The sequence below is a fragment of the Pseudomonas sp. 9_2_1 genome, from assembly GCF_059295275.1.
Window position 1 is genome coordinate 699,574 of record NZ_CM181239.1, and the last position, 21,265, is coordinate 720,838.

Here is a 21,265-nt window from a genome sequence, read left to right on the forward strand (position 1 = left end):
ACAAGGGCATCTCGTATGAGATGCCCTTTTTCTTTGCGCACAATAAATTACAGATGCCCGTCTTTGCCCTTGTTAGCCTATGGCTTTGTCACAAGGAGCGTCCCCATGTCTATCAAAGCCAGTGTCTTCATCGCCACCAGCCTGGATGGCTTCATCGCCCGGGAAGATGGCAACATCGACTGGCTACTGGGTGCTACCCAGTCAACCGACGATCATGGCTATGCGGCGTTCATGGCCGGTATCGATACGCTGGTGATGGGGCGAGGCACATTCGACAAGGTCTCGAGTTTTGATACCTGGCCATACCCGGATACGCGCGTGGTGGTCGTCAGCACCAAGTTGCAGGCGTTGCCCGCAATTCCCTCGGCCCAGGTCGAGCTGCATCCAGGGCCTATCCCGGCATTACTGGAGCATCTGCAAGCCAGCGGCGCCACCAGCATCTATGTGGACGGCGGCAAGCTGATTCAGGGCTTTTTGCGCGAGGGCTTGATAAGCGAGCTGACCATTACCCGCATCCCCGTTCTGCTGGGGCAGGGCATTGCGCTGTTTGGCGAACTGATGCGGGATGTGCCGTTGCAGCACCTGCGTACTACCAGCTATGCGAGCGGGTTTGTGCAGAGCACCTATCAGGTCGCATGATAAAAGGGCATTCGTCAAGAGATGCCCTTTCGCTTGTCTCGAATGGCAACACAGCACCTGTGGGAGCGGGTTCACCCGCGAATGCGTCAGCAGATTTGCCATCGTATTCGCGGGTAAACCCGCTTTCACAGGGCATGTCGATACCTGTCAGTGCAGTTTCAGGCGCGGCTCGGTGCCCCGGCCAATCTTGCTGCCCAGCATCATCAACGCCGTGCGGAAGAACCCGTACAACGCCATCTGGTGCATGCGGTACAGCGACACGTAGAACATCCGCGCCAGCCAGCCCTCCAGCTTCACGCTGCCCATCAGGTTACCCATCAGGTTGCCCACTGCCGAGAAACGCGAAAGCGACACCAGCGAGCCGTAGTCCTTGTACGCGTAAGTCGGCAGCGGTTTGTTCTCCAGTCGCGCCTTCAGGCTCTGCGCCAGCATCGAAGCCTGCTGGTGCGCTGCCTGTGCGCGTGGCGGCACATTACGATCACTGCCCGGTTGCGGGCAGGCGGCGCAGTCACCGAAAGCGAAGATGTTGTCATCGCGGGTGGTCTGCAGGGTAGGGCGTACCACCAGCTGGTTGATGCGGTTGGTTTCCAGGCCATCGATGTCCTTGAGAAAGCCCGGCGCCCGGATACCGGCCGCCCACACCTTCAGGCTGGCCTGGATCAGCTGACCGTCTTGGGTCTTCAGGCCATCCTCGGTCACTTCGCTGACCGCAGCGTTGGTCAGCACCTTGACCCCGAGTTTTTCCAGGGTCTTGTGCACCGGCACGCTGATGCGCTCTGGCAGCGCGGGCAGCACACGCGGGCCCGCTTCGATGATGGTGATGTGCATGTCCTTGGGCTGGATGCGGTCCAGGCCATAGGCCGCCAGTTCGTGGGCCGCATGGTGCAGCTCCGCTGCCAGCTCGACACCGGTGGCGCCGGCGCCAACGATGGCCACGCTGATCTGCTCGCTGGCCACATCGCCGGCGTGGGCGCGCAGGTAGTGATTTAGCAGCTGCTGATGGAAGCGCTCGGCCTGCTTGCGGGTGTCGAGGAACAGGCAGTGCTGCGCCGCGCCCAAGGTGCCGAAGTCGTTGGTGTTGCTGCCCACGGCGATGACCAGGGTGTCGTAACCCAGGGTGCGCGCAGGCAGCAGCTCGCGGCCTTCCTCATCGAGGGTGGCGGCCAGCTGGATCTGCTTGCCTTCACGGTCCAGGCCGCTCATGCGCCCCAGCTGGAAGTTGAAGTGGTTCCACTTGGCCTGGGCCACGTAGTTCAGTTCGTCTTCCGAGGAGTTCAGCGAGCCGGCCGCCACTTCGTGCAGCAGCGGCTTCCAGATGTGCGTGAGGTTGGCGTCGACCAGGGTGATTTCGGCCTGCTTGCGCTTGCCCAGGGTTTTACCCAGGCGGGTCGCCAGTTCCAGGCCGCCGGCGCCGCCGCCGACAATCACGATGCGATGAGTCATGGGGATATCTCATAAGGTTTACGGAATGCTTGGCCCTAGGGGCCGGCCGCAAACTGCACGAGGGGAGGGCGAGCGCGAAGCAGCTCATAGCACCAGTCCACTGAGCAGGCGGCTGATGAGACCCAACCCGATGGTCACGGCCACCACCAGCGCAAGGAGCAGCCACGGCCGGAAGGGCCTGCGCTCGACTTGGTGCTGGGGGGCTCGCAGATACTCATCGACGCGACGCTGATCTTCTGGATTCAGGCGGCTGGTCATGGTGGGGCCTCGTCAGGTAGACGTTAGAGACTGCCCAAACGCTACAGCGTTCGGGCAAGCGCTTGAAACAAATGATAATGCTTTCTATCTCTTGCGCCGAGTGTACGCCATCGCAAACATTCGGTGCAGTGGATCAAAGACTGATGCCCACGTCGAACACGATGCTACGGCCCAGGTTGCCGCGCAGAAAATCCGGGGCATCGGGGTGGGCGAACAGCACCCGGGCAAAGGTTGGCCCGACCAGTGACAGCGAACGCCAGCCCTGGCGCAGGTATTCGGTGGGCGGCGGGAAGTGGGTGTTCAGGTCGAGCACTTCGCGCTTCAGGCTTGAGAAGGCAATGATGTCCAGCTCGTTCAGCTCCAGCCCGCGTTCCCGATAGTTGTGCGCCTTCTTGCGCAGGGTCGGCGCCAGGCGCCCCAGCAGTTCGGTGGCACTGATGCGCCGCGGGCGGGCTTCGCGGCGCACCAGTTGCGCCAACGAGAACGCGCTGCGCCGGCGCTGCAGCTCTTCGCGCCATTCATCGTTCAGCCGGCGGCCCTCGTCGAGCACGAAAAACACCTCGAAGGCGGCATCGCGGAACAGCACGTCGGGTGGCTCCTGGCCTGCCGGGGTGAAGTCCTCGCTGCGGTAGGGGATGTTCAGCCCTTGCAACAGGCGCTGGCACACCCAACGCTCCCGCTCCCACTTGCGGGCGTTGGAGAGAAAGGCATTGGCTTGTTCCGCCTGGATGGTAAGCAGGCGCAAATAGTCTGAGTCATCCATGCCCACAAGCTTAGTCGCTAATCGATGACGGTAAGATGCTGTTTGTGCGCAATATTCAGGTGAGTGCCGACCACTGCTGAACCAGCCCGAACAGATGCACCAGGCCAAAGCCCAGGCAGATCAGCGAACTGACCACGATAAACCGCTGTGAGCGGCCAGTCCCTGCCAGCAACTTCGGCCCCAGCAGGCCGCGGGCCAGATACACCAGGGTAATCAGGCAAAGGGCCGGCAGCAGCAACGGCAGCCTGGCAATCGCCCCGGCAGCGGACAACGCATACGCCGACCAGAGCAGCAGTACAGCGGCGATGGCGGCCGTGATCAGCGCGGGGTACCAGCGGCCTTTTTCGGCGGCCACGGCCATGTGCTCGCCGGCGCCGAACAACCGGTACCAGCGTGGCCCCACGGCGATGATCGCCAGGTGCAAAATGCCGATAAAAGCGTTGAGCGCTGCGGCCAACAGCAGCGCAGGGTTGATTCCTTCAGGCATTGCCAATGCTCCCTGCATCGAATGATGCGCCAGCCTACCGCAGCCGGAAGAAACGGAGAATGGGTGTAGACTCAGCTTTATCCACAGGGTTGAAAGGGGCATTGCGTCCGGTGATCAGCGCACAGGTGTTGTCCGACACCAGCCTTGCCCTTGGCTGGCTTGGCTACGTGCCCTTGCTGGTCTGGGCGGCCAGCCGCGCCCGCTGGGTGGAATTGTTCACCGACCGGCGCCGCCAGCATCTGCTGTTTGGCACGGTGTTCTGCCTGTTTGCCCTGTGGCTGGTCAGGCGCGATTTCGATACCGGCGTTTCCTATCACTTCATTGGCATGACAGCAGTCACGCTACTGCTGGACTGGCCGCTGGCGGTGCTGGGTGGGTTCATGGCCCAGCTAGGCCTGCTGGCGCTGGGGCGCCAGGACCTCGCGGCACTAGGGGTGAACGGGCTGTTGCTGGTGGGCCTGCCGGTACTGATCACCGAAGCATGTGCCCTGCTGGTCGAGCGCGCCCAGCCGCGCAACCTGTTCGTCTATATCTTCTGTTCAGGCTTTTTCCCCGCTGCGCTGACGGTGCTGGCTTGCCTGCTGGCCGGGCTGGGGGTGTTGTGGCTGGATGGGCGTTTCGCCATGCCGGAATGGCTCAGCGACTTTGTCGGCTACCTGTGGCTGATGATGTTCCCCGAAGCGTTCATCAACGGCATGGTGATCAGCGCGCTGGTGGTGTTTTGCCCGGAGTGGCTGGAAACCTTCAACCGTACGCGTTATTTGCAGGCGCCGTGGAAGGAAGATGAGCGATAGATAAGTGTTGGCTGTGCCGCCCCTTTCGCGGGTAAATCGGATCGCCGCGAAGAGGCCGGCCCAGCCAACCTGCTACCGGATCAGTGCCGCGGCTCCAGGTCCCCCGAATACAGCTCATCCTCGGACTCTTCCGCCCCCGGAATCTTGTGCTCTTCCGCCGCCCAGGCCCCCAGGTCGATCAGCTTGCAGCGGTCCGAGCAAAACGGCCGGAATGTGTTGTTATCGTTCCATTCCACAGGTGCGCCACAGGTCGGGCAGTCGACGGTCAATGGCTGGCTCATGGCTGGCCTCCTCGTAAAGTCAGGTAAAAGTGATGCAGTGTGTCGATCTGCTGATGCAACGCGGCCAGGTCGCCGTCATTGACCACCACATCATCGGCATGGCGCAGGCGTTCTTCCCGGGCCAGCTGGGCCCCCAGAATCGCCTGCACCTGCTCGGCACTGGTGTTGTCCCGCGCCAGTGTACGCGCCACCTGCAACTCTTGCGGCGCGTCGATCACCAGCACCCGCTGGGTCTTCTGGTATTGCCCCGACTCGATCAGCAGCGGCGACACATACACCGCATAAGGCGACTGGGCCTTGGCCAGGTAGCTGAAAATCTCCTGCCCGATCAGCGGGTGCAGCAATTGCTCCAGCCATTTGCGCTGCGCCGGGTCGGCGAAAATCAGCTGGCGCAGGGCCGCGCGATCAAGCTGGCCGTCCGCCTGCAGCACACCAGGGCCGAAGCGCTCGACGATGCTGGCCAGGGCCGGCCGGCCGGGTTCGACCACCCAGCGCGCGGCCTGGTCGGCATCGACCAGGTGCACGCCAAGCTCGACGAAGCGCTCGGCAGCAGCGCTTTTGCCGCTGCCGATGCCGCCGGTAAGCCCGAGAATCCAGGGGGTAAAGGCTGCAGTGGTCATCAGAATCCAAGCAGTTGCAGGTAAGAGGCGTATATTTCATCACCCCAGAGCACAGCAATCCACCCCGCAATCGCCAGATAAGGCCCGAACGGCATCGCCGCTCCCATCTGGTGCCGGCGCAAACGCAGCAGGCACAGGCCAACCAGCGCCCCGACCACTGACGACAGCAGCAGTGTCAACGGCAACACCTGCCAGCCGCCCCAAGCCCCGATCAGCGCCATCAGCTTGAAGTCGCCGTAGCCCATGCCTTCCTTGCCGGTGATCAGCTTGAACACCCAGTAAACGGTCCACAGGCTCAGGTAGCCGGCCACCGCGCCCCACAGCGCATCGGTCAGCGGTGCATAAATGCCAAAGGCGTTCACGATCAGCCCCAGCCACACCATCGGCAACACCAGCACGTCCGGCAACAGCTGATGCTCGGCATCGACCAGGCTCAAGGCCAGCAGGCACCAGGTCAGCGGCAGTGCCAGCAAGGCCTCGGCCGAGGCGCCAAAACGCCAGGCCACCAGCAGTGAAAGCAGGGCGCTGGCCACCTCCACCAACGGGTAGCGCAGGCTGATGCGGGCTTTGCACGATGAACAGCGGCCACGCAAGGCCAGGTAGCTGATGACCGGAATGTTCTCCCACGCGCGAATCTGATGCGCGCAATGCGGGCAGCGCGACGCGGGCAGGCACAGGTCGAAGCGTGCGTGTTGCGCAACCGGCAGCCCTAGCACCTCCTGCGCTTCCCGCTGCCATTGCCGCTCCAGCATGATCGGCAGGCGATACACCAACACGTTGAGAAAACTGCCCACCAGCAGCCCCAGCACCGTGGCCAAGGTCAGGAAGTACGCCGGCTGCTCAGCCAAAAAAATCCATGAAGTCATGTTCAGATCAAACTACCCAGCTGGAAGATCGGCATGTACATCGCCACTACCAGGCCGCCCACCAGCACGCCCAGGATCAGCACGATGGCTGGCTCCAGCAGGCTGGTCAACTGGTCCAGTGCCTGGCTGACCTGTTCCTCGTAATGGCTGGCGGCCTTCTCCAGCATCAGGTCCAGCGTGCCGCTGGATTCACCGATGCCCGTCAGCTGCACCAGCAACGGCGGAAACAGCGGTTCACCGGCCATCGCCTGGTTCAGTCCCTGCCCATTGGCCATGCCCTGGCGCAGCCGCACCACCGCCTGCTCATGCAAGTCGCCGCCGCACACCTTGGCCACCGTGCCCAACGCGTCCAGCAAAGGCACACCAGCGCCATAAGACGTCGCCAGGCTGCGCGCAAAGCGCGCCAGCGCCGCCTGCCCCAGCAGCTTGCCGAACACCGGCAACGCCAACACCCGTCGAGATATCCACAGGCGCGCTGATGCATGCTGCCGGTAGAGCTGGCGCACGGTCACACCCACCGTCACAGCCATCAGCAACAACAACGGCGCAGACCGGCTCAGCCCTGTGGACAAGTCGATCACCCACTGGGTAAATGCCGGCAAAGCCGCGCCCATGCCGGCGAACATGTTTTCAAACTGCGGGATCACCTCCAGCAACAAGACCGCCGCCACCCCCAGCCCCGTCAGCAACAGCAGCAGCGGGTAGACCATCGCCTTGCGCACCTTCTTGTGCAGCGCCCCACGCTGTTCAAGCATCCCCGCCAGTTGCTCCAGCTGCCGGTCCAGCGTGCCGGACTGCTCGCCTACCCGTACAAGGTTGCAATACAGCGCATCGAACCACGCCGGATGGCGCTGCAACGCATCTGCCAGCCCCAGGCCCGAGGCCACATCCTGTTTCAATCTACCCAGCAATGCCGCCTGTGCTGCATCGCAGCCACTGCGCCCCATCACTTCGAACGCCTGCAACAACGGCACACCCGCCTTCAGCAATGTCGCCAACTGCCGGCTGAAACCCGCCGGGTCGGCTTTCCCCCGCCGCTTGGGCAAACTGAACGCAAACCCGCCGGCCGGGCGCAGGCTGGCGACATTAATGCCCTGGCGGATCAGCCCCGCACGCACATAAGCCGGGCTGCGCCCGGACGCCTGGCCACTGACCTGCGCGCCATTGGCGTCGGTGCCGTGCCAGCTGTAGAGGAGTGTCGATAAAGTCATGCAAAGGTCCCTTTATAGCCCCTGCGACAAGCCTGGAAACAGCTTGCCGCGTCCATGCCAGGGCGCGCGTCCGTGATGCTCACTAGAGTAGTTCAGCGAAGATGACGCCCAAGCGGGCAGGGGTGACAAAAGGTGTCTGTTCAGGCCTACTGCGCCGCTGCCGGTTGGGGCGCGATTGACCCCAATACGTATGCGTATGAAAAAGGAAACCGTTCATGAAAGGGCAACGCGGTATCACCCTGATCGAACTGATGATCGTCGTCGCGATCATTGGCATTCTGGCGACCATCGCCTTACCGATGTACACCAACCACCAGTCACGCTCGAAGGCCGCGGCCGGCTTGCTGGAAATCAGCGCACTGAAGACCCCGATGGATTTGCGCTTGAACGACGGCAAGGACGTCGCCAGCGTGACCGCGCTCGGCGGCCATCCGGCGACCGCGCACTGCGCGATCACCGCCAGCGGCAAAGCGTCGGACGGCACTGCCAGCATCGCTTGCACGCTGGTGGACGCACCGGCCGCCGTGGTCGGCAAGGCACTGACCCTGACGCGCACCCCTGCCGGCTGGAGTTGCACCACCGACATCGAGGAAGACCTGGCACCGAACGGGTGCAAGGGGGCCTGAGGGTAGGGCAATAATCCCGAGGAAACAGGGGTTTGCGTAACGGGTGCGAGCAGTGGTACGTTGCGCTACACGCCGGTGTAGCTCAGTCGGTAGAGCAGCGCACTCGTAACGCGAAGGTCGCAGGTTCGATTCCTGTCTCCGGCACCATCCAGACTGGCCAGTGGCGATTTCTTGCGATTTTGCCCCTTAAAAGCTCGCCTTGTGCGGGCTTTTTTGCGCCTCCGATCTGCGCACCTTTGACTTAACGGTTCGCGGTTTTCCACTTAAGGTTGCGTGCGTTTCTAGATAATGGTTATCTGGTTACTCGGTATTTCTCAACGTTTACTGGGCATAAACCGAATTTTTTCTAGATAATCTTTTCACCATTTAGAGATGATTTTCAGATGCCCACGTTTTCTCATCACGACCTTCAGCTGCTGAACCCGTCCTTCGACTCACCGCTGGTGGACGTTCTGGCAGAGCTTGAGTTTTTGCGTAGGTTGAGACTGGAGGGCGATACACCACCCCAAGTGTTCTTTCAGCTAAAGGTGCTGTTTCACACTCTGGAGAGCCTGGGGTCCGCTCGGATCGAGGGCAACCACACCACGCTGGCTGACTACATCGACAGCAAGGTGGAAGGGAAAGCCGAGAGCACTGACCAGCTGCTGGAAATTGCCAACATCGAGAAGGCAATGGACTACATCGAAGAGGTGATTAAGCCTGGTGCAGACCTGACAGAACATACGATTCGAGAGCTGCACGCCATGACCGTGCTTGGGCTGCGGCGCGAAGGCGATAAAACACCTGGCGCCTATCGAGAAGGGGCGGTCAGGATCGCTCAGGCGGAGCATCTACCTCCGGACGGCGTGCTAGTGCCGCAGTACATGCAGGAGCTGGTCAGTTTCATCAACCGCGACGACTCTCCTAAATACGCACTGATGAAGGTTGCCCTGGCGCATCACCGTTTCGGTTGGATTCATCCGTTCGGCAACGGCAATGGGCGAGTAGTCAGGCTGCTTACCTATGCGCTGTTGATGAAGTACGGATTCAACGTGAACACCGGTGGCAGGGTGCTCAACCCCACGGCAGTGTTCTGCAATGACCGAGACAAGTACTACACCATGCTGAGTGTTGCCGATACCGGCACTACCGGAGGGTTGGAGGCGTGGTGTACCTACGTGCTGCAGGGTATTCGTGACGAACTGGAGAAGGTGGACAAGCTCACTGACTATGGTTACCTCACGAAATCCATCCTGTTGCCGGCGGTGAGTTTTGCACGCAGTCGCGAGTGGATCACGCAGACCGAGGAACAAATTCTCGGCAGTGTGGTGAAGATGAAGGTCGTGAAATCCAGTGACATTGCCCAGGCGCTGCCCACGCTTACGGCCAACCAGCGCACTTATCAGATCAAGAATCTGGTGGGGCAGGGCATGCTTCTGCCGGTTAGCCCAGGTTCGAGGCAATACACCATCGGCTTCTCAAACAATTACCTGATGCGCGGGGTTATCAAAGCGCTGAGGGAGCAAGGTTTCGTCCCAGAACCTCTCGACCGGCCCTGAGCAAGCATCAAGAAGCTGGACACCCCCAGTAGGAGCGGCCTTGCGTCGCGAAAGGGCCGCAAAGCGGCCCCTGCGATCTTCGCACCATCGCCAATCTGGCATTCAATCACCGGGCTTGTGCTTATGGATAGGCAGCGTTGGGTGCTTCTTATCGTTAGGCGGGTTCACATGCCGTCTGCGGTCGTCGTTGCCATCCTCGCGTTTGGGTTTCGGACCTGGCTTGATATCAGTAAACATACGAACTCCTGTAAGTGTGCATTGGGGTAAAAACCATCAAAAAATAGCACATCGCTATTATTCTGCTCGGCCTCGCTGGATACTCCTTCTCGCCTATCCATCGAGGGCGTCCCGCGATGAGCATCGTCCATAGCCTGCGGGAGTCGCTGCCTTGGTTAAATTCCAATGGCCAGCCCAATCCCTGTGGGAGCGGGCTTGCCCGCGAACACAAGCGAAGCTTGGGCCATCCACTGCGGTACCACTGCCACGGTCAAGGTGTTAACGCCCAAGCATTTATATTGCGCCAACCAGTGCCTGTCTCTTTCTTCTGGAAAGAGAGACGGGCACTTCTACCACTGCTGCAGCCCTGATCGCACAAGGCTTTGCGGCATTCCCCCTCGTGACAATCGGCGTGACAAACGCCGATGTCACCAGCAACAGCGCTGTAGATGATGGTGCCGCAGACCAAGGAATGGACTGCACCTGACTGACAGTCAGGCGTGCCCCGGTTATCGCATTGCTGCTTGCACTTGGCTCAGGATCTCGCGGCACTGGTCTCGTCAGCCAATGCAGCCTCCACCCGCCCACCGGTAACGGTGCTCAGGAGGCCAGATCATGAGATGCCCTTGCTCCCGGTTGTAAGGAGCCGCCAGTCCCGCGTAGAGGACATTCCCTACAGGTCGCAGGGGCCTTGATCCCTGATAACACTCAGCATTCTTGGCGGGATGACGTGGGGCGAGGACTGGAGAGCAAGAGATGAGGTGACCGACATGGCTTTGGTGGGCAGACGCGATGGCCGCAATTTCGCCTATGGCAGGCAACTGAGCTATGCAGGGCCGCAGGCGTTGAAAAGACATGTTCGGCGGCGGCTACTACGGCACGGTGAAGGCGCACGGTGATCGGTGACAGGCATTCGTGAAGTGGTGCCGCTCAGAACAAGGGCCGGGTATCAATGATGCGCAGCTGATTGATCGGAAGGTGCTGGGCGACTATGCGGCGTACCTGCGCGACATGGTTACTCGGTACTACTACCTGCTGACTCTGCGACTGCTAGTTCGTCGTTTAAAAAAACCATCGGGCGTCAAGTGCCAAGCGAAGATTTGACTGATAGTAGCAACTGACCGCTTTCGATCTGAAGCCGCATTTCACATTCGTTAGTCGCCAGGCTAACACTTCCTTGATGAGAAGGATTTCAAGTATGGGGCACCGCAATGGCTATGTGATACCATTAGGATTTTGCTGAACTTGGTTTGCGGTGTCGGCAAATCGCAATAACAAAGCTGTCTTATGGTTCTTATGACTTTAGAACAGAGCAGCTATGATCGCGGCTATGGAGTCTGAATCGTTGGAAGAGTATTCGGAAGACAATATTTTTTACTGTAAGGTCGATACGTTCCGTGCAAGCAAAGATTATTTGCAAGGAGGCTTGTGTGTACGATTCATAGGTATCGAGGCCGCGAGTAAAAATGATTTTAATCACGATGAAGGTGTGCAGACATTTATTATAGATATCGATCTCTGGAAATTTGCAGAGATTTTTCACAACCGATCCCCTAATAGAGACACTCGGCATTTTATATATGCTTTCGAAGGTGTTTCAGATCAACAAAGTCGATGGTATGCATTGCGCATTGAACCAACTATTTATGCGCGAAACTACCTCTACTCAACATTCTCGGAGGATCAACCTAGATATTTTGAAATTAAAGATCTTAGATTCGTTGAGGAGCCAGGGTTGGACGTCAGGGCGCAAAGTCAATCTCTTAGCTCTATGAGGGCATCTCTGATCTCGTCTGGACAATGGATTGTGGATAATCCGCAAAGCGCCTTACTAGATCTGCGGTTGGAAGATAAATATTTTGGTGGTGACTTCGTGCTAGAGTCATTTCATGTGGGTCAGGGAATGTGCTCAATAATCCACGATGGCACGTGGGGAATGCTTCTTGACATGGGGGCGGGGAAACCGGTCCTTAGGCCTCAATACCCAACATTGAGTAATGATCTACACATTGTGACGGACAAGCTGAAAGAGCTTAACCTCCTAATGTCGCACTTTGATTCGGATCATTGGAGGATTTTAGCGTGGGATACTAAGCTGAGAAATAAAATTCAAAATATCTACGTGCCTTCAGGAAGCCGGCCACCAGTTTTTAATGACAAAAATATAAAGAAAAAAATCGTTCAGGTAAGTGATGCCTTCATAAGACTTTCCGCAGACACTTTTCTTCGCATTTATCGGAGCGATCCGAGTCACTCAGACAGCAATGGTCAATGTTTGGTTACTACGTTTTACAAGGGTGGCAAGCTAGCCTTAGCCCCGGGTGATTACGCTTATCATCGGTTTGCTACCGATGCCAATACGGGGATTCAGGAGCTGCTCAGTGAGATCTATAGTGCAGTAATTGTTCCCCATCATGGGGATTTAGCAAGCGCGAAGTCTGTTGTTGACTGTGTGCCCGGGTCTCCCGCGTTCTTCTCTGCTGGGACACACCAAGGATATAATCATCCGACTACAGCATCTGTGGACGAGCATGTTCTTAAACACTTCGTCGCTATTGAGAATAAGACAGAAAAAAATATAGTGCGTAGACTGCTGATGTGATGACGTTGTGATCTTGAAACTTTCCAGAAAGACTTTTACAAATGAGTGGTCATCTTGAGTGCAAGCGTCTGGGAAGATCAGTAAAAAATTCGCTATAGACAATCCATTCAGTAAAGTAAAAATCTACCCGAAAATTTCTTGGCTCGGGTCGGTTTGATGAACGAGGACAATGCTTTGGCCGTCGCAGAAATCCAAGGCTGCGGGTTCGCCAAGACGTCTCCATCTGCTGGGCGGGCGTTGGCAGGTACTCGGCAAAATTTACCCGCAGCGTGGTTTCATTTCCGTAGATCTTTCGTCGGACCAACCATCTGTTGATGTAAAAACATGGCTGTAGCTTTTTATTTATTCCCTTCAGGATGAAGTCGACGGGCTAGATAATCAGGAAAATCGATTGCATAGGAGGAGTGAGTTGGACCGGATAGCATCAGTAGCTTGCCATCTGTGAAACGCCCAAACTCTTCAGTAGTTAGTTCGGACTTTGACGCGATTGCGATTGTCCACGTGTGCTTTTGATGAATGTTGAGGGTTAATTGCAAATATTCACCTACTGGCATGATCAGTAAAGACACTGCACCAGGGTCACAGGTAAAATTCATGAGAGTTTCGTCAGTTGGTGCGTTGAAAGGCCGTGACCCAGGAATATCTGGGGCCTCCCCCTCCCCCCGATGCCACAGTCCTGTATGCAGCAATTTCGCATGAGCGGTTTCGAGATATCTTTCTCCGAACTCACAATACGCGATGGCTAAGGCGAGTTTGCACATAAAACGGGTATCAAACTCTGAATTAAACGGTATAGCTCCCTTTTTGCTTTCTCCTGAAAACACGTTTGTCCATATCCATTCAATGGCTGTAGAGTCAGCTTCGTCGGGAGCCGAAAAGCCGTAATCAGCCAGCGATATCCCCTCTACAGTGGTGCCTGAGATTTTTCTCACCTTCCGGCGTTTGAATGACTCTTTGAACTCTAACAATGAACGATTCGGGTCGGCGTTTTCATTGAAAAAATAGTAGGCTCTCGCATTCGCCGATGTCTGCTTTAAAGCGATGGGATTGCCGCCCATGTACCATTAGCGTTCTTCATCAATGGGACGGATCAGGATAACGTGCTCGGCCTGAGATCCAGTCCACCATTCGCAGACTTCGGTTTCGAGTAACCCCGGGATGTCGAGATGGATAAGGCCGGTGCACACCAATGGAGGCACGACTTTATCGTTTGTTTCTGCGAGGTGTCGAGCGGCCTCACCTAGGGCGATAGAAGGCAACCAAGACTTTTCGAAGCTCGCATCGACGTGCAGCCCCAAACTGCTGTTGCACCTTCGACATGCCGCTCGGACCTTGTAGCGTTGGGGGGACTGTGCACCGCCCAAGCTCTGAGGAATAGCATGTTCCAAGGTGATATCGCTCGCTGGTTTCAATGTCCAGCAGTACATGCATTTGGTTTCGGGTTGTGCTTCGGAGAGGACCTGCAAATTGTCCAACGCGTACTCCTCAAAGATAGGTGAATTATCGATGGTTTGGGGGGGGGGCCGCAATCAGCGCTTTCTAGTATGAAGGATGCACTAACCGAGCAGGGAGACCAAGCCTTCTTTGCATTGGGTCCGTTTGTCACAAATAAATACTGGAAGATGGTCGAACCTACGAATAGACAGATGCGACCTGCACGTTGTGACACACAGCTCTGTGCTAGTACGATTGAGTCAAGGAGATGATCTTTGTCCCCCACTGCTGGGTGCCATAGCTCCTATACCTTTCACAGGCGGGCTACAACATTGTGTACTCGGTCGCCGCCAAACCTCATAGTCGGGTGTCCTTTACGTCACCAGTGGAATACGAGGCCAGAGGCGGGCGTGTTTGTGCAGACTTACCTCACCCGCGGGACTGACGCTTGGTATAGGCTTTTTAGTTAACGATATTCGGGAAAAAGGAATATGTCGAGTATCCACTCTTGGCCGTTTGCTGCCTTACACCAGGGGCAGATGTGGGTCGATAGCGATACGACTGGCATCAATCGACCCACAGCGACCACTCGTGGAGGGCTGCTTATTGCCAACGCAGCTCGTTAGCAATTGACCTAATGAGCGCAAGAACTTGCCCAATACAAGTTTTCTTGTTGAGAATTTTCAATTACGATGGCCTTTGGCTTCCGCCTCCTTCTCCACGTCTTGAATGTACTCCTCCCCCGATCGCACTTTTTCCAAGATGTCTTTGCAAGCTTCCGAATAACGGTGGGACTGAACTTCTGCTCCGTTCATGATCGCGCAGTGGTACTTGTTATCGAATTTCTTGAGATCGATTCCAGTGGTTTCAGAAATTGTCCTCAGTAAGCGATCACAAGCATGCCATGCCTGATATCCCATCGCCTGGCCCAGAGTGGTAAGCGTATAGGGAAAGTTAAGGTTGAACGCTAGACCATCAGCTCCGTCGGCGATTCCGTATAATTTGGCTAATTCCCCATCGGCTTCCGTAACATTGGCCAACACTTTGTAATCGACTTGAATAGGGTTTCTGGGAATATCAGTCCGTACGAGTTGGTAGGTACGAGCGAGCAAAGCCCTTAGTAATCTGGGGTTTACATTTTTCAGCGCTTCGTTTGCTCCGAAAGCTGAATAGACCCAACTAAAATCATTGGCGACGATGCTTTTGATGATCACACTACGATGTTCAGAAACCGGAATAAGGCGCTCACGACGAGGGTACTCTTCCGAAAGATCGCGGTTTTCCCACTCCAGAATATAAATGTTCGGGATGAGTTTACCTTCCTCCGACAGAATTTCGTCAATATCCGCAAGAATTGCTTTAATGTTCGGGTCTTCAGCCCTGTAACCAATGAACACTAAGGGGTGTTCAGCGAAAAAAGCGAGAAGCTTGGCGGACAAATACTTCTTACGTTTCACGAACTCCTCATAGTCAGTTCGCGTTAGCACGATGCTTTCGGGTTGAGAGGCGCAGCCATGAATTTTGAAAATTTCTCCGATACTCGAATGGTTAGCGTAAAGGATCCGTTGCCCCACGATAGCTTCATAATCGGGGAAGATGCCCTCCAGCAGTTCATCGTAGTTGGTGGTAATCACAGAGTGCGGTCGAATTTTCTTCAGAAGCTCGATCTCATCCGGTAGGCCGGTCTTTTCAGTTGCCAGAAGCTCTTTGAGGATCTTGGCCACCGTGTACTTAATGTAGACCTGAGGAGAGCTTGTTTCTTCATATAGCTCCTGTGGAAACTGGTCTTGGCCAGCTCCCCACGCCCAATCGTTGTACCTCTCCGAAAATTCAGTGCCAATGTCCACGAAGTCGGGGTAGCGTTGCTTGTAGTAGGCGAACTGTCTTGCAATCTCTGGGCAGCGTGCCGCTAGCTCCTTCAGTAGTTCCTCCCAGTTAGGGCCATTCAGGTAGCGCTTCGTAAAACCTGACCCTACGAACAATATAGGCTGGCACGCCATATCTCCTATACAGGTTTTGATGTCCTCCGTTACATCCTCGACGTATTTCGTGTAGTCCCTAGGCATCCTGCTTCCCTCTTTGTTCAGTAATGGCATAATGTCATATCGCATTTTTCGGCTTGCCTTTCAAGGGGTAAGAAGGGCTTGCCAACTTATATACAGAGAGCTGGATAGGGATCGACAGCTAGTTGGGCGGGGTACACCATGCCTTTGCGCTGTAGATTAGTCGATGGTGGTTTGCAGTGCTTCCGAATGTTCATCGGTCGTCCCGACACCATCAACTACATCGCGATTGAGCGAGCACCACCAACGTTGCTCTGATGGGATGTGGGTGCTCGCCGACTGGCTGCTAGGGGGGGCAGGGTGCGTGAAAACCTCCGAAGCGATCCTACTGATTAAAAAAACACCTAAATTCCACGCGTCTACGCGAATTCTGGGTTGGCTGCATAGCCATGTTTTCGGATTTTCTATAGGAACACGCCCCTCTAAGAACAGATTGAGGTTTCATACAGCCTGGGTCGATTAGCTGGCATCCGCCAGAAGCGCCTGAAGCTGGCTTTGGCGGATGATGCGAGAATGCTTCAGCGCCTTCCATCATCCTGTCATGGCTTTTTTCACGGTGGTCGGAAGCCTGGGAATAGGCTGAGGGTAGTTTTAGAGATAGAGAGTTGTAGCCTGACGAAAAATATCCAATGAGTTCAGAAGCTTGAGTACTGGTACGACTCCTGTCTCCGCACCATCCAGATTGGCCAGTAGCGATTTCTCGCGATTTTGCCCCTTAAAAGCTCGCCTTGTGCGGGCTTTTTTGCGCCTCCGATCTGCGCACCTCTGACTTTCACACTGGTGGCAGGGTGTTCAACCCCACGGCGGCGTTCTGCAACGACCGAGACAAGTACTACAGCAAGGTTGGAGGCGTGGTGTACCTACGTGCTGCAGGGTATTCGTGACGAACTGGAGAAGGTGGACAAGCTCACTGACTATGGTTACCTCACGAAATCCATCCTGTTGCCGGCGGTGAGTTTTGCACGCAGTCGCGAGTGGATCACGCAGACCGAGGAACACATTCTCGGCAGCGTGTTGAAGATGGAGGTCGTGAAATCCAGTGACATTGCCCAGGCGCTGCCCACGCTTACGGCCAACCAGCCCACTTATCAGATCAAAAATCTGGTGGGGCAAAGCATGCTTCTGCCGGTTAGCCCAGGTTCGAGGCAATACACCATCGGCTTCTAAAACAATTACCTGATGCGCGGGGTCATCAAGGCGCTGAGGGAGCAGGGCTTTATTCCGGAGCCGCTCGACAGGCCGTGACGTAGGGTTTCATTTTCCGTCCGGCGGATTCACCTTCTGACCTACGGCTTTAAGGCGGCTGGTGCATGCGTATTTTGAGCTCCGCTTTCCAGTCGCCTGACTGGTGGAGTCAGCTTTTATATACATTGAGCAAACAAGTGTAGCCTCAAGCCCTGATCGTGCATGTTCACTCCCTTTCGCGCAGCATTCAGCGACGATTCCTACACATCCCATACTTGCTCTTCCGCGAGATGTGAGGCTAAATTTCCAGGTCACGTAAAATCCGTGACCGGGCGTAGGAACCCGTTGGTAAACTTGGCGCACACACTAGGCGCCCCTGCACCTCAGCTGGCGCTTTTTTTGTGCCTGCCGTGCTGTGTCATGGCGGCTGTGTGTGGGCAGGCTTCGGCCTGGCCGGGTTTCCAAGTTTCCCGGTATTCCTACCCCACACACAGCTGCCACCCAATCCCGTAGGAAGGATCGTGGCAGCTCCAACTAAAACTTGGAGCCTCATGCATGCTTATCTCAAGTCCATCCGTGATCCACGCATTCGTTCGCCGCCGGCGCGCCTCGCCGAATCTCATTGAGCTCACTCACGACCGATCCCGCTCCGTCTCCGACAGATCGGAGGCACACCATGACTGACACCGAACGCCTTTCCACCATCCAAAGCTATGCCTGGACCCTGGAGCTGTTAGGCGAAGCCCTGGTCCAGCATGACGAAGTGCTGGAATGCGAACACAACCCGCGCCTGAGTTTCCGCAACACGGCTGGCATCCATCAGGCGATCCGCATCATCAGCCGATTGGCCAGTGAGCAGTGCGGGAAGGTGATGGAGCATCATGCTCAGGACCCGGCGGAATAGGCGGCGTATTCCCTGTGTTGCGCTGTGAGAGCGCAGGTCGGTCCGGGCGGCAGGGGCTGGTTTGAGCCCGTTGGGGCTGCTGCGCAGCCCTTCGCAGGCAAGCCAGCTCCTACAGGGATCGCGTTTTGGCGGCAAGCACCTGATGCGATCCCCGTGGGCACGCCTGGCCTTTTCGCCCCGGCAAGCAATACTTCTCTCTACGCAGGCGTGTTCCTGGTGGCGCGCGCCGCTGGGAGGTGTCAGGTGAACAAGCTAACAATCGTGGGTGCCGGCCTGGTCGGCGAGGCGGCGGCGCAAGTCATCGCCCGCGAAGAGCTGTGCCGTGAACTGGTGTTGATGGACGTGCAGGGCGAGCTCGCGCAGGGCAAGGCGCTGGATGTGTGGCAGGCTGCAGTGGAATCCGGCTCCGACACGCGGGTATCCGGTGGGGCCAAGGCCGAGATGCTGGCGGGCTCTGAAATGGTGGTGATCACCGCAGGGGTACCGCGCAAGCCAGGGCAGTCGCGTCAGGATGTGCTCAGCATCAACCTGCCGATTCTCGATGGCATCATGGCGGATATCAAACAGCATGCGCCGGCGGCAACGGTGCTGGTGGTGTCCAACCCGGTGGACGTGCTCACCTACCGCGCCTGGAGCGTCAGCGGGCTGGGCCGCGACAAGGTGTTCGGCCAGGCCGGCGTGCTCGATACCGCGCGCATGAAGTGTTTCATCGCCGAGGAAACCGGCTTTTCTGCCCGGGATATCACTGCGCTGGTGCTGGGCGGGCATGGCGACAGCATGGTGCCGCTTATGCGCTACTGCCAGATCGGCTCGGTGCCGCTGTCCCACTTCTTGTCCAGTGAGCAGATCGAGCGGATTGTCGAGCGCACCCGCAAAGGTGGCGGCGAGATCCTCAACCTGAAGAAGATGGGCAGCGCCTGCGATGCGCCGGGTGTGGCCATTGGGCAGATGGTGGATGCCATCGCCAATCGGCGAAACCGCATTCTGCCCGCGGTGGCGATTCTCGAGGGTGAGTACGGGCGCAAGGGCATTGCGATGGGCGTGCCGTGTGTGCTGACAGAAGAAGGGCTGGCGCGGGTGATAGCGCTGCCGCTGGATGCGCAGGAGCAGGCGATGTTCGACCATTCTGCCGATCAGGTGGCGCGGGATATCGCGGAGATGGAGGCGTTGTAAGCGTTAGTTCGGGCCAAGGAGGGCCCGTCGCGGCAGCCCCAATGGCTCTATGTAAGAATCACCTGACAGGCATCAGGCCAAAGCCCCTCGATCGTGGCAATTGTGTTTCAGTGGCTTTGTATCTGGGTTGAAACCTTCTAGTCTCCCCCTTCGTTTTTCAGTGGGAGCTGACATGAACCAGCCCATTCACCGCCGCCACCTGCTTCAGGGGGCAATTGTTTGCGCCGCTGCCATGGCCTTGCCTGCTTGGGCAGCCGACCCGGTCACTGAACAGTTGCAGCAACTGGAGCAGTCCGAGGGCGTCACTCTCGGCCTGTGGGCGCTCGACACCGCCACCGGCAAGCAACTGGCCTACCGGGCCGAACAGCGCTTTGCTTTCTGCAGTACCTTCAAGGCCATACTGGCAGGCGCAATCCTGCACCAAAGCCAGAAAGACCCAGGGCTGTTGCAGCGCCGCATCCCGTACGGCAAAGAACAGCTCGTGGTGTATTCCCCCATCACCGAGAAGCACGTAGGCAAGGGCATGACCGTTGCCGAACTGTGCGCCGCCACCGTGCAATACAGCGACAACACCGCAGGCAACCTGCTGCTTGAGCAGGTCGGCGGCCCCGCCGGGCTGACGGCTTTCGCCCGTAGCATGGGCGACCCGGTTTTCCGCCTCGACCGCAACGAGCCCGGCCTGAACACGGCCATACCCGGCGACCTGCGTGACACCACGACACCCATCGCGATGGGTACGACCCTGCAGCGCTTGCTGCTGACCGACGCGCTGCCCGTTGCGGGCCGTGAACAGTTGCAGGCCTGGTTGAAAGGCAATACCACGGGCGATGCCCGTATCCGTGCGGGCCTGCCGCAGGGCTGGGTGGTGGGCGACAAGACAGGCTCGGGTGATTACGGCGTCGCCAACGACGTGGCGATCATCTGGCCGGAAGGCCGCGCGCCCTGGATTCTGGTGGTGTTTACCCATGGCGCGAAGAAGGATTCACCATGGCGCAGCGAACCCGTCGCCGCTGCCACGCGTGTGGTATGGGAGGCTTGGCGCGCCGGCTGATAGGCGCAAGGTGAGTCAGCGTACCAGCCGTGGTACTGCGCGCACGTAGATCAGCTCGCCCACCAGCTCCAGCAGCGTTTGGGTGATCACGGCCGCCGCCGCCAAACTGCGCAGCTCCTCTGGCAACGCCAGCGCCAGCGGCAGCACCACCAGTGAATTGCGCGTGGCGGCACTGAAGGTCACCGAGCGGGCCTCGGTGGCCGGCAGGCGCAGCAGCCGAGCCGAAATGAGGCCCAGCACAGGTGCCAGCAGCAGGAAGCCGATGTACACCGGAATCACCGGCAGCAAGCGCTCGAAGTCGCGCAGTACCACGGCAACCTGCGAAGCGATCACCACCAGCAGCACCAGCGCCATCGCCGGAACCGGCAGCCACGCCCAGGCATCGTTCCAGGCCGAGACCGCGCGGTAGCGGCGGGCGCCGGCGCTGGTGAATACGGCAAGGGCCATCGGCAGCACGATCAGTAGTACGAAGGCTTCCACAAACGGTGCGATGGAAATGCTCACGCTGCTGTTTTCACCGAGTATCAACGCAAGGTAGACCGGCAGCATTAGCAGCTGTACCAACAGCAGAACGGGGGTGGCAGCCAGGGTCAGCCGCGAGTCACCCTTGCCGATGTGGGTGAACACCACCACGTAGTCGATGCATGGCGTAAGCAGCACCAGCAGGGCGCCGACGAGGATTGCCGGGTGCTCGACCAGCCCGCGGGTGATAGCCCAGACCAACAGCGGCACAAGGATGAAGTTGACCAGCAGCAGGGCAGCCATGAAGCGCCGGTTGCCCAGGTTTTGGCGCAGGTCGAGGAAGGGGATTTGCAGGAACATCGCATACATCAGTACGGCGATCGCAGGGGTGACCAGGGCCTCAAGATGGCGTGCAGTGTCGCTGGCCAGCAGGCCGAAGGCGATGGCGACGAGCACGACCGCGAAGTAGAGGGGGATCTGCCGGGTTTCGAGTTGCTCTCTGGTCAAGGTGCGGCCTGTGCTCGGTAGTGTGAAAGGGGCACAGGGTAATACGTGCTGCCAGCAGGATGTCGCGAATTTTGTAGGAGCGGCCTTGTGTCGCGAAAGGGGCGCGCAGCGGCCCCCTGATTGCAGCTTCGCCGCCGGGATC

At 57.9% G+C, this 21,265-nt stretch carries 20 protein-coding genes, 1 tRNA gene and 2 pseudogenes; 11 read left to right on the forward strand and 12 right to left on the reverse strand.

Annotated features, from left to right (window positions below; all coding sequences use genetic code 11):
- Nucleotides 1–105: 105 nt before the first annotated feature.
- Nucleotides 106–639 carry a dihydrofolate reductase family protein gene (locus AC5O5I_RS03125; protein WP_494512058.1) on the forward strand — a complete coding sequence of 178 codons (534 nt, stop codon included), beginning with the start codon at nt 106–108 and terminating at the stop codon, nt 637–639.
- Nucleotides 640–786: 147 nt separating this feature from the next.
- Here the strand turns inward: AC5O5I_RS03125 and AC5O5I_RS03130 are convergent, their stop codons facing one another.
- From AC5O5I_RS03130 to AC5O5I_RS03145, 4 genes are all read right to left on the reverse strand, one after another.
- Complete coding sequence (locus tag AC5O5I_RS03130; RefSeq protein ID WP_494512059.1) at nt 787–2,082, reverse strand: NAD(P)/FAD-dependent oxidoreductase; 1,296 nt, start codon at nt 2,080–2,082, stop codon at nt 787–789.
- A gap of 84 nt (nt 2,083–2,166) precedes the next feature.
- Nucleotides 2,167–2,340, reverse strand: coding sequence for a DUF3094 domain-containing protein (locus tag AC5O5I_RS03135; RefSeq protein ID WP_144170447.1), 174 nt, complete (start codon nt 2,338–2,340; stop codon nt 2,167–2,169).
- Nucleotides 2,341–2,473: 133 nt separating this feature from the next.
- A complete protein-coding gene (locus tag AC5O5I_RS03140; RefSeq protein ID WP_003247546.1) occupies nt 2,474–3,103 on the reverse strand; it encodes a DUF1780 domain-containing protein in 630 nt (209 codons plus the stop codon).
- A 55-nt stretch (nt 3,104–3,158) separates the two neighbouring features.
- A complete protein-coding gene (locus AC5O5I_RS03145; RefSeq protein WP_494512060.1) occupies nt 3,159–3,590 on the reverse strand; it encodes a hypothetical protein in 432 nt (143 codons plus the stop codon).
- Nucleotides 3,591–3,649: 59 nt separating this feature from the next.
- Here AC5O5I_RS03145 and AC5O5I_RS03150 point away from each other — a divergent pair, with 59 nt between their 5' ends.
- Nucleotides 3,650–4,384: an energy-coupling factor ABC transporter permease gene (locus AC5O5I_RS03150; protein WP_172228570.1), complete on the forward strand. Its 735-nt coding sequence runs from the start codon at nt 3,650–3,652 to the stop codon at nt 4,382–4,384.
- 80 nt (nt 4,385–4,464) lie between these two features.
- Here AC5O5I_RS03150 and yacG read toward each other — a convergent pair whose 3' ends face one another.
- Genes yacG through AC5O5I_RS03170 form a run of 4 tightly spaced genes read right to left on the reverse strand, consistent with a single transcriptional unit; the run spans nt 4,465 to nt 7,362 of the window.
- Nucleotides 4,465–4,665 (reverse strand): DNA gyrase inhibitor YacG, encoded by a 201-nt coding sequence (yacG, locus tag AC5O5I_RS03155; RefSeq protein ID WP_172228568.1) that lies wholly within the window; start codon nt 4,663–4,665, stop codon nt 4,465–4,467.
- A complete protein-coding gene (coaE, locus tag AC5O5I_RS03160) occupies nt 4,662–5,285 on the reverse strand; it encodes a dephospho-CoA kinase (protein ID WP_172232106.1) in 624 nt (207 codons plus the stop codon). The genes yacG and coaE overlap by 4 nt, the downstream gene beginning before the upstream one ends.
- Nucleotides 5,285–6,151, reverse strand: coding sequence for a prepilin peptidase (locus tag AC5O5I_RS03165; protein ID WP_494512061.1), 867 nt, complete (start codon nt 6,149–6,151; stop codon nt 5,285–5,287). Before AC5O5I_RS03165 ends, coaE begins: the two co-directional genes overlap by 1 nt.
- A gap of 2 nt (nt 6,152–6,153) precedes the next feature.
- Complete coding sequence (locus tag AC5O5I_RS03170; RefSeq protein WP_494512062.1) at nt 6,154–7,362, reverse strand: type II secretion system F family protein; 1,209 nt, start codon at nt 7,360–7,362, stop codon at nt 6,154–6,156.
- 215 nt (nt 7,363–7,577) lie between these two features.
- Between AC5O5I_RS03170 and AC5O5I_RS03175 the strand changes: the two genes are divergently transcribed.
- From AC5O5I_RS03175 to AC5O5I_RS03195, 5 genes and pseudogenes are all read left to right on the forward strand, one after another.
- Entirely contained in the window at nt 7,578–7,988 is a 411-nt protein-coding gene (locus AC5O5I_RS03175) for a pilin (RefSeq protein WP_172287827.1), read from the forward strand.
- 71 nt (nt 7,989–8,059) lie between these two features.
- Nucleotides 8,060–8,135: transfer RNA gene (locus AC5O5I_RS03180), tRNA-Thr, on the forward strand.
- 236 nt (nt 8,136–8,371) lie between these two features.
- Nucleotides 8,372–9,526, forward strand: a complete 1,155-nt coding sequence (locus AC5O5I_RS03185) for a Fic family protein (protein ID WP_494512063.1) — start codon at nt 8,372–8,374, stop codon at nt 9,524–9,526.
- A 986-nt stretch (nt 9,527–10,512) separates the two neighbouring features.
- Nucleotides 10,513–10,759, forward strand: a pseudogene (locus AC5O5I_RS03190) (integrase domain-containing protein); the annotation flags it as partial.
- A gap of 313 nt (nt 10,760–11,072) precedes the next feature.
- A complete protein-coding gene (locus tag AC5O5I_RS03195) occupies nt 11,073–12,344 on the forward strand; it encodes a ComEC/Rec2 family competence protein (protein ID WP_494512064.1) in 1,272 nt (423 codons plus the stop codon).
- Nucleotides 12,345–12,682: 338 nt separating this feature from the next.
- On the opposite strand, the gene AC5O5I_RS03200 is transcribed toward AC5O5I_RS03195, so the two are convergent.
- The 3 genes from AC5O5I_RS03200 to AC5O5I_RS03210 all read right to left on the reverse strand — a co-directional run bounded on the left by AC5O5I_RS03200 (nt 12,683) and on the right by AC5O5I_RS03210 (nt 15,889).
- Entirely contained in the window at nt 12,683–13,402 is a 720-nt protein-coding gene (locus tag AC5O5I_RS03200; protein WP_494512065.1) for a hypothetical protein, read from the reverse strand.
- 6 nt (nt 13,403–13,408) lie between these two features.
- Nucleotides 13,409–13,819: an HNH endonuclease gene (locus AC5O5I_RS03205; protein WP_494512066.1), complete on the reverse strand. Its 411-nt coding sequence runs from the start codon at nt 13,817–13,819 to the stop codon at nt 13,409–13,411.
- 642 nt (nt 13,820–14,461) lie between these two features.
- Nucleotides 14,462–15,889, reverse strand: coding sequence for an SIR2 family protein (locus AC5O5I_RS03210; RefSeq protein WP_494512067.1), 1,428 nt, complete (start codon nt 15,887–15,889; stop codon nt 14,462–14,464).
- Between the two features lie 728 nt (nt 15,890–16,617).
- Here AC5O5I_RS03210 and AC5O5I_RS03215 point away from each other — a divergent pair.
- The 4 genes and pseudogenes from AC5O5I_RS03215 to bla all read left to right on the forward strand — a co-directional run.
- Nucleotides 16,618–17,086 (forward strand): annotated as a pseudogene (locus AC5O5I_RS03215) (Fic family protein); the annotation flags it as partial.
- Between the two features lie 616 nt (nt 17,087–17,702).
- Nucleotides 17,703–17,930, forward strand: a complete 228-nt coding sequence (locus AC5O5I_RS03220; protein WP_172231970.1) for a hypothetical protein — start codon at nt 17,703–17,705, stop codon at nt 17,928–17,930.
- 243 nt (nt 17,931–18,173) lie between these two features.
- A complete protein-coding gene (locus AC5O5I_RS03225) occupies nt 18,174–19,103 on the forward strand; it encodes a malate dehydrogenase (RefSeq protein WP_494512068.1) in 930 nt (309 codons plus the stop codon).
- A gap of 172 nt (nt 19,104–19,275) precedes the next feature.
- Nucleotides 19,276–20,154 (forward strand): class A beta-lactamase, encoded by an 879-nt coding sequence (gene bla, locus AC5O5I_RS03230; RefSeq protein ID WP_172231964.1) that lies wholly within the window; start codon nt 19,276–19,278, stop codon nt 20,152–20,154.
- 15 nt (nt 20,155–20,169) lie between these two features.
- On the opposite strand, the gene AC5O5I_RS03235 is transcribed toward bla, so the two are convergent.
- Entirely contained in the window at nt 20,170–21,123 is a 954-nt protein-coding gene (locus AC5O5I_RS03235) for an arsenic resistance protein (protein ID WP_494512069.1), read from the reverse strand.
- Between the last annotated feature and the right edge of the window lie 142 nt (nt 21,124–21,265).

Excerpts from the sequence above, each read along its gene's own strand:
- AC5O5I_RS03165 (WP_494512061.1), bottom strand. The coding sequence starts at position 6,151 with ATGACTTCATGGATTTTTTTGGCTGAGCAGCCGGCGTACTTCCTGACC.
- AC5O5I_RS03175 (WP_172287827.1), top strand. The coding sequence starts at position 7,578 with ATGAAAGGGCAACGCGGTATCACCCTGATCGAACTGATGATCGTCGTC.
- AC5O5I_RS03185 (WP_494512063.1), top strand. The coding sequence starts at position 8,372 with ATGCCCACGTTTTCTCATCACGACCTTCAGCTGCTGAACCCGTCCTTC.
- AC5O5I_RS03130 (WP_494512059.1), bottom strand. The coding sequence starts at position 2,082 with ATGACTCATCGCATCGTGATTGTCGGCGGCGGCGCCGGCGGCCTGGAA.
- AC5O5I_RS03145 (WP_494512060.1), bottom strand. The coding sequence starts at position 3,590 with ATGCCTGAAGGAATCAACCCTGCGCTGCTGTTGGCCGCAGCGCTCAAC.
- AC5O5I_RS03125 (WP_494512058.1), top strand. The coding sequence starts at position 106 with ATGTCTATCAAAGCCAGTGTCTTCATCGCCACCAGCCTGGATGGCTTC.
- AC5O5I_RS03200 (WP_494512065.1), bottom strand. The coding sequence starts at position 13,402 with ATGGGCGGCAATCCCATCGCTTTAAAGCAGACATCGGCGAATGCGAGA.
- AC5O5I_RS03170 (WP_494512062.1), bottom strand. The coding sequence starts at position 7,362 with ATGACTTTATCGACACTCCTCTACAGCTGGCACGGCACCGACGCCAAT.
- AC5O5I_RS03140 (WP_003247546.1), bottom strand. The coding sequence starts at position 3,103 with ATGGATGACTCAGACTATTTGCGCCTGCTTACCATCCAGGCGGAACAA.
- coaE (WP_172232106.1), bottom strand. The coding sequence starts at position 5,285 with ATGACCACTGCAGCCTTTACCCCCTGGATTCTCGGGCTTACCGGCGGC.
- yacG (WP_172228568.1), bottom strand. The coding sequence starts at position 4,665 with ATGAGCCAGCCATTGACCGTCGACTGCCCGACCTGTGGCGCACCTGTG.
- AC5O5I_RS03210 (WP_494512067.1), bottom strand. The coding sequence starts at position 15,889 with ATGCGATATGACATTATGCCATTACTGAACAAAGAGGGAAGCAGGATG.
- bla (WP_172231964.1), top strand. The coding sequence starts at position 19,276 with ATGAACCAGCCCATTCACCGCCGCCACCTGCTTCAGGGGGCAATTGTT.
- AC5O5I_RS03220 (WP_172231970.1), top strand. The coding sequence starts at position 17,703 with ATGACTGACACCGAACGCCTTTCCACCATCCAAAGCTATGCCTGGACC.
- AC5O5I_RS03135 (WP_144170447.1), bottom strand. The coding sequence starts at position 2,340 with ATGACCAGCCGCCTGAATCCAGAAGATCAGCGTCGCGTCGATGAGTAT.
- AC5O5I_RS03195 (WP_494512064.1), top strand. The coding sequence starts at position 11,073 with ATGGAGTCTGAATCGTTGGAAGAGTATTCGGAAGACAATATTTTTTAC.
- AC5O5I_RS03150 (WP_172228570.1), top strand. The coding sequence starts at position 3,650 with ATGGGTGTAGACTCAGCTTTATCCACAGGGTTGAAAGGGGCATTGCGT.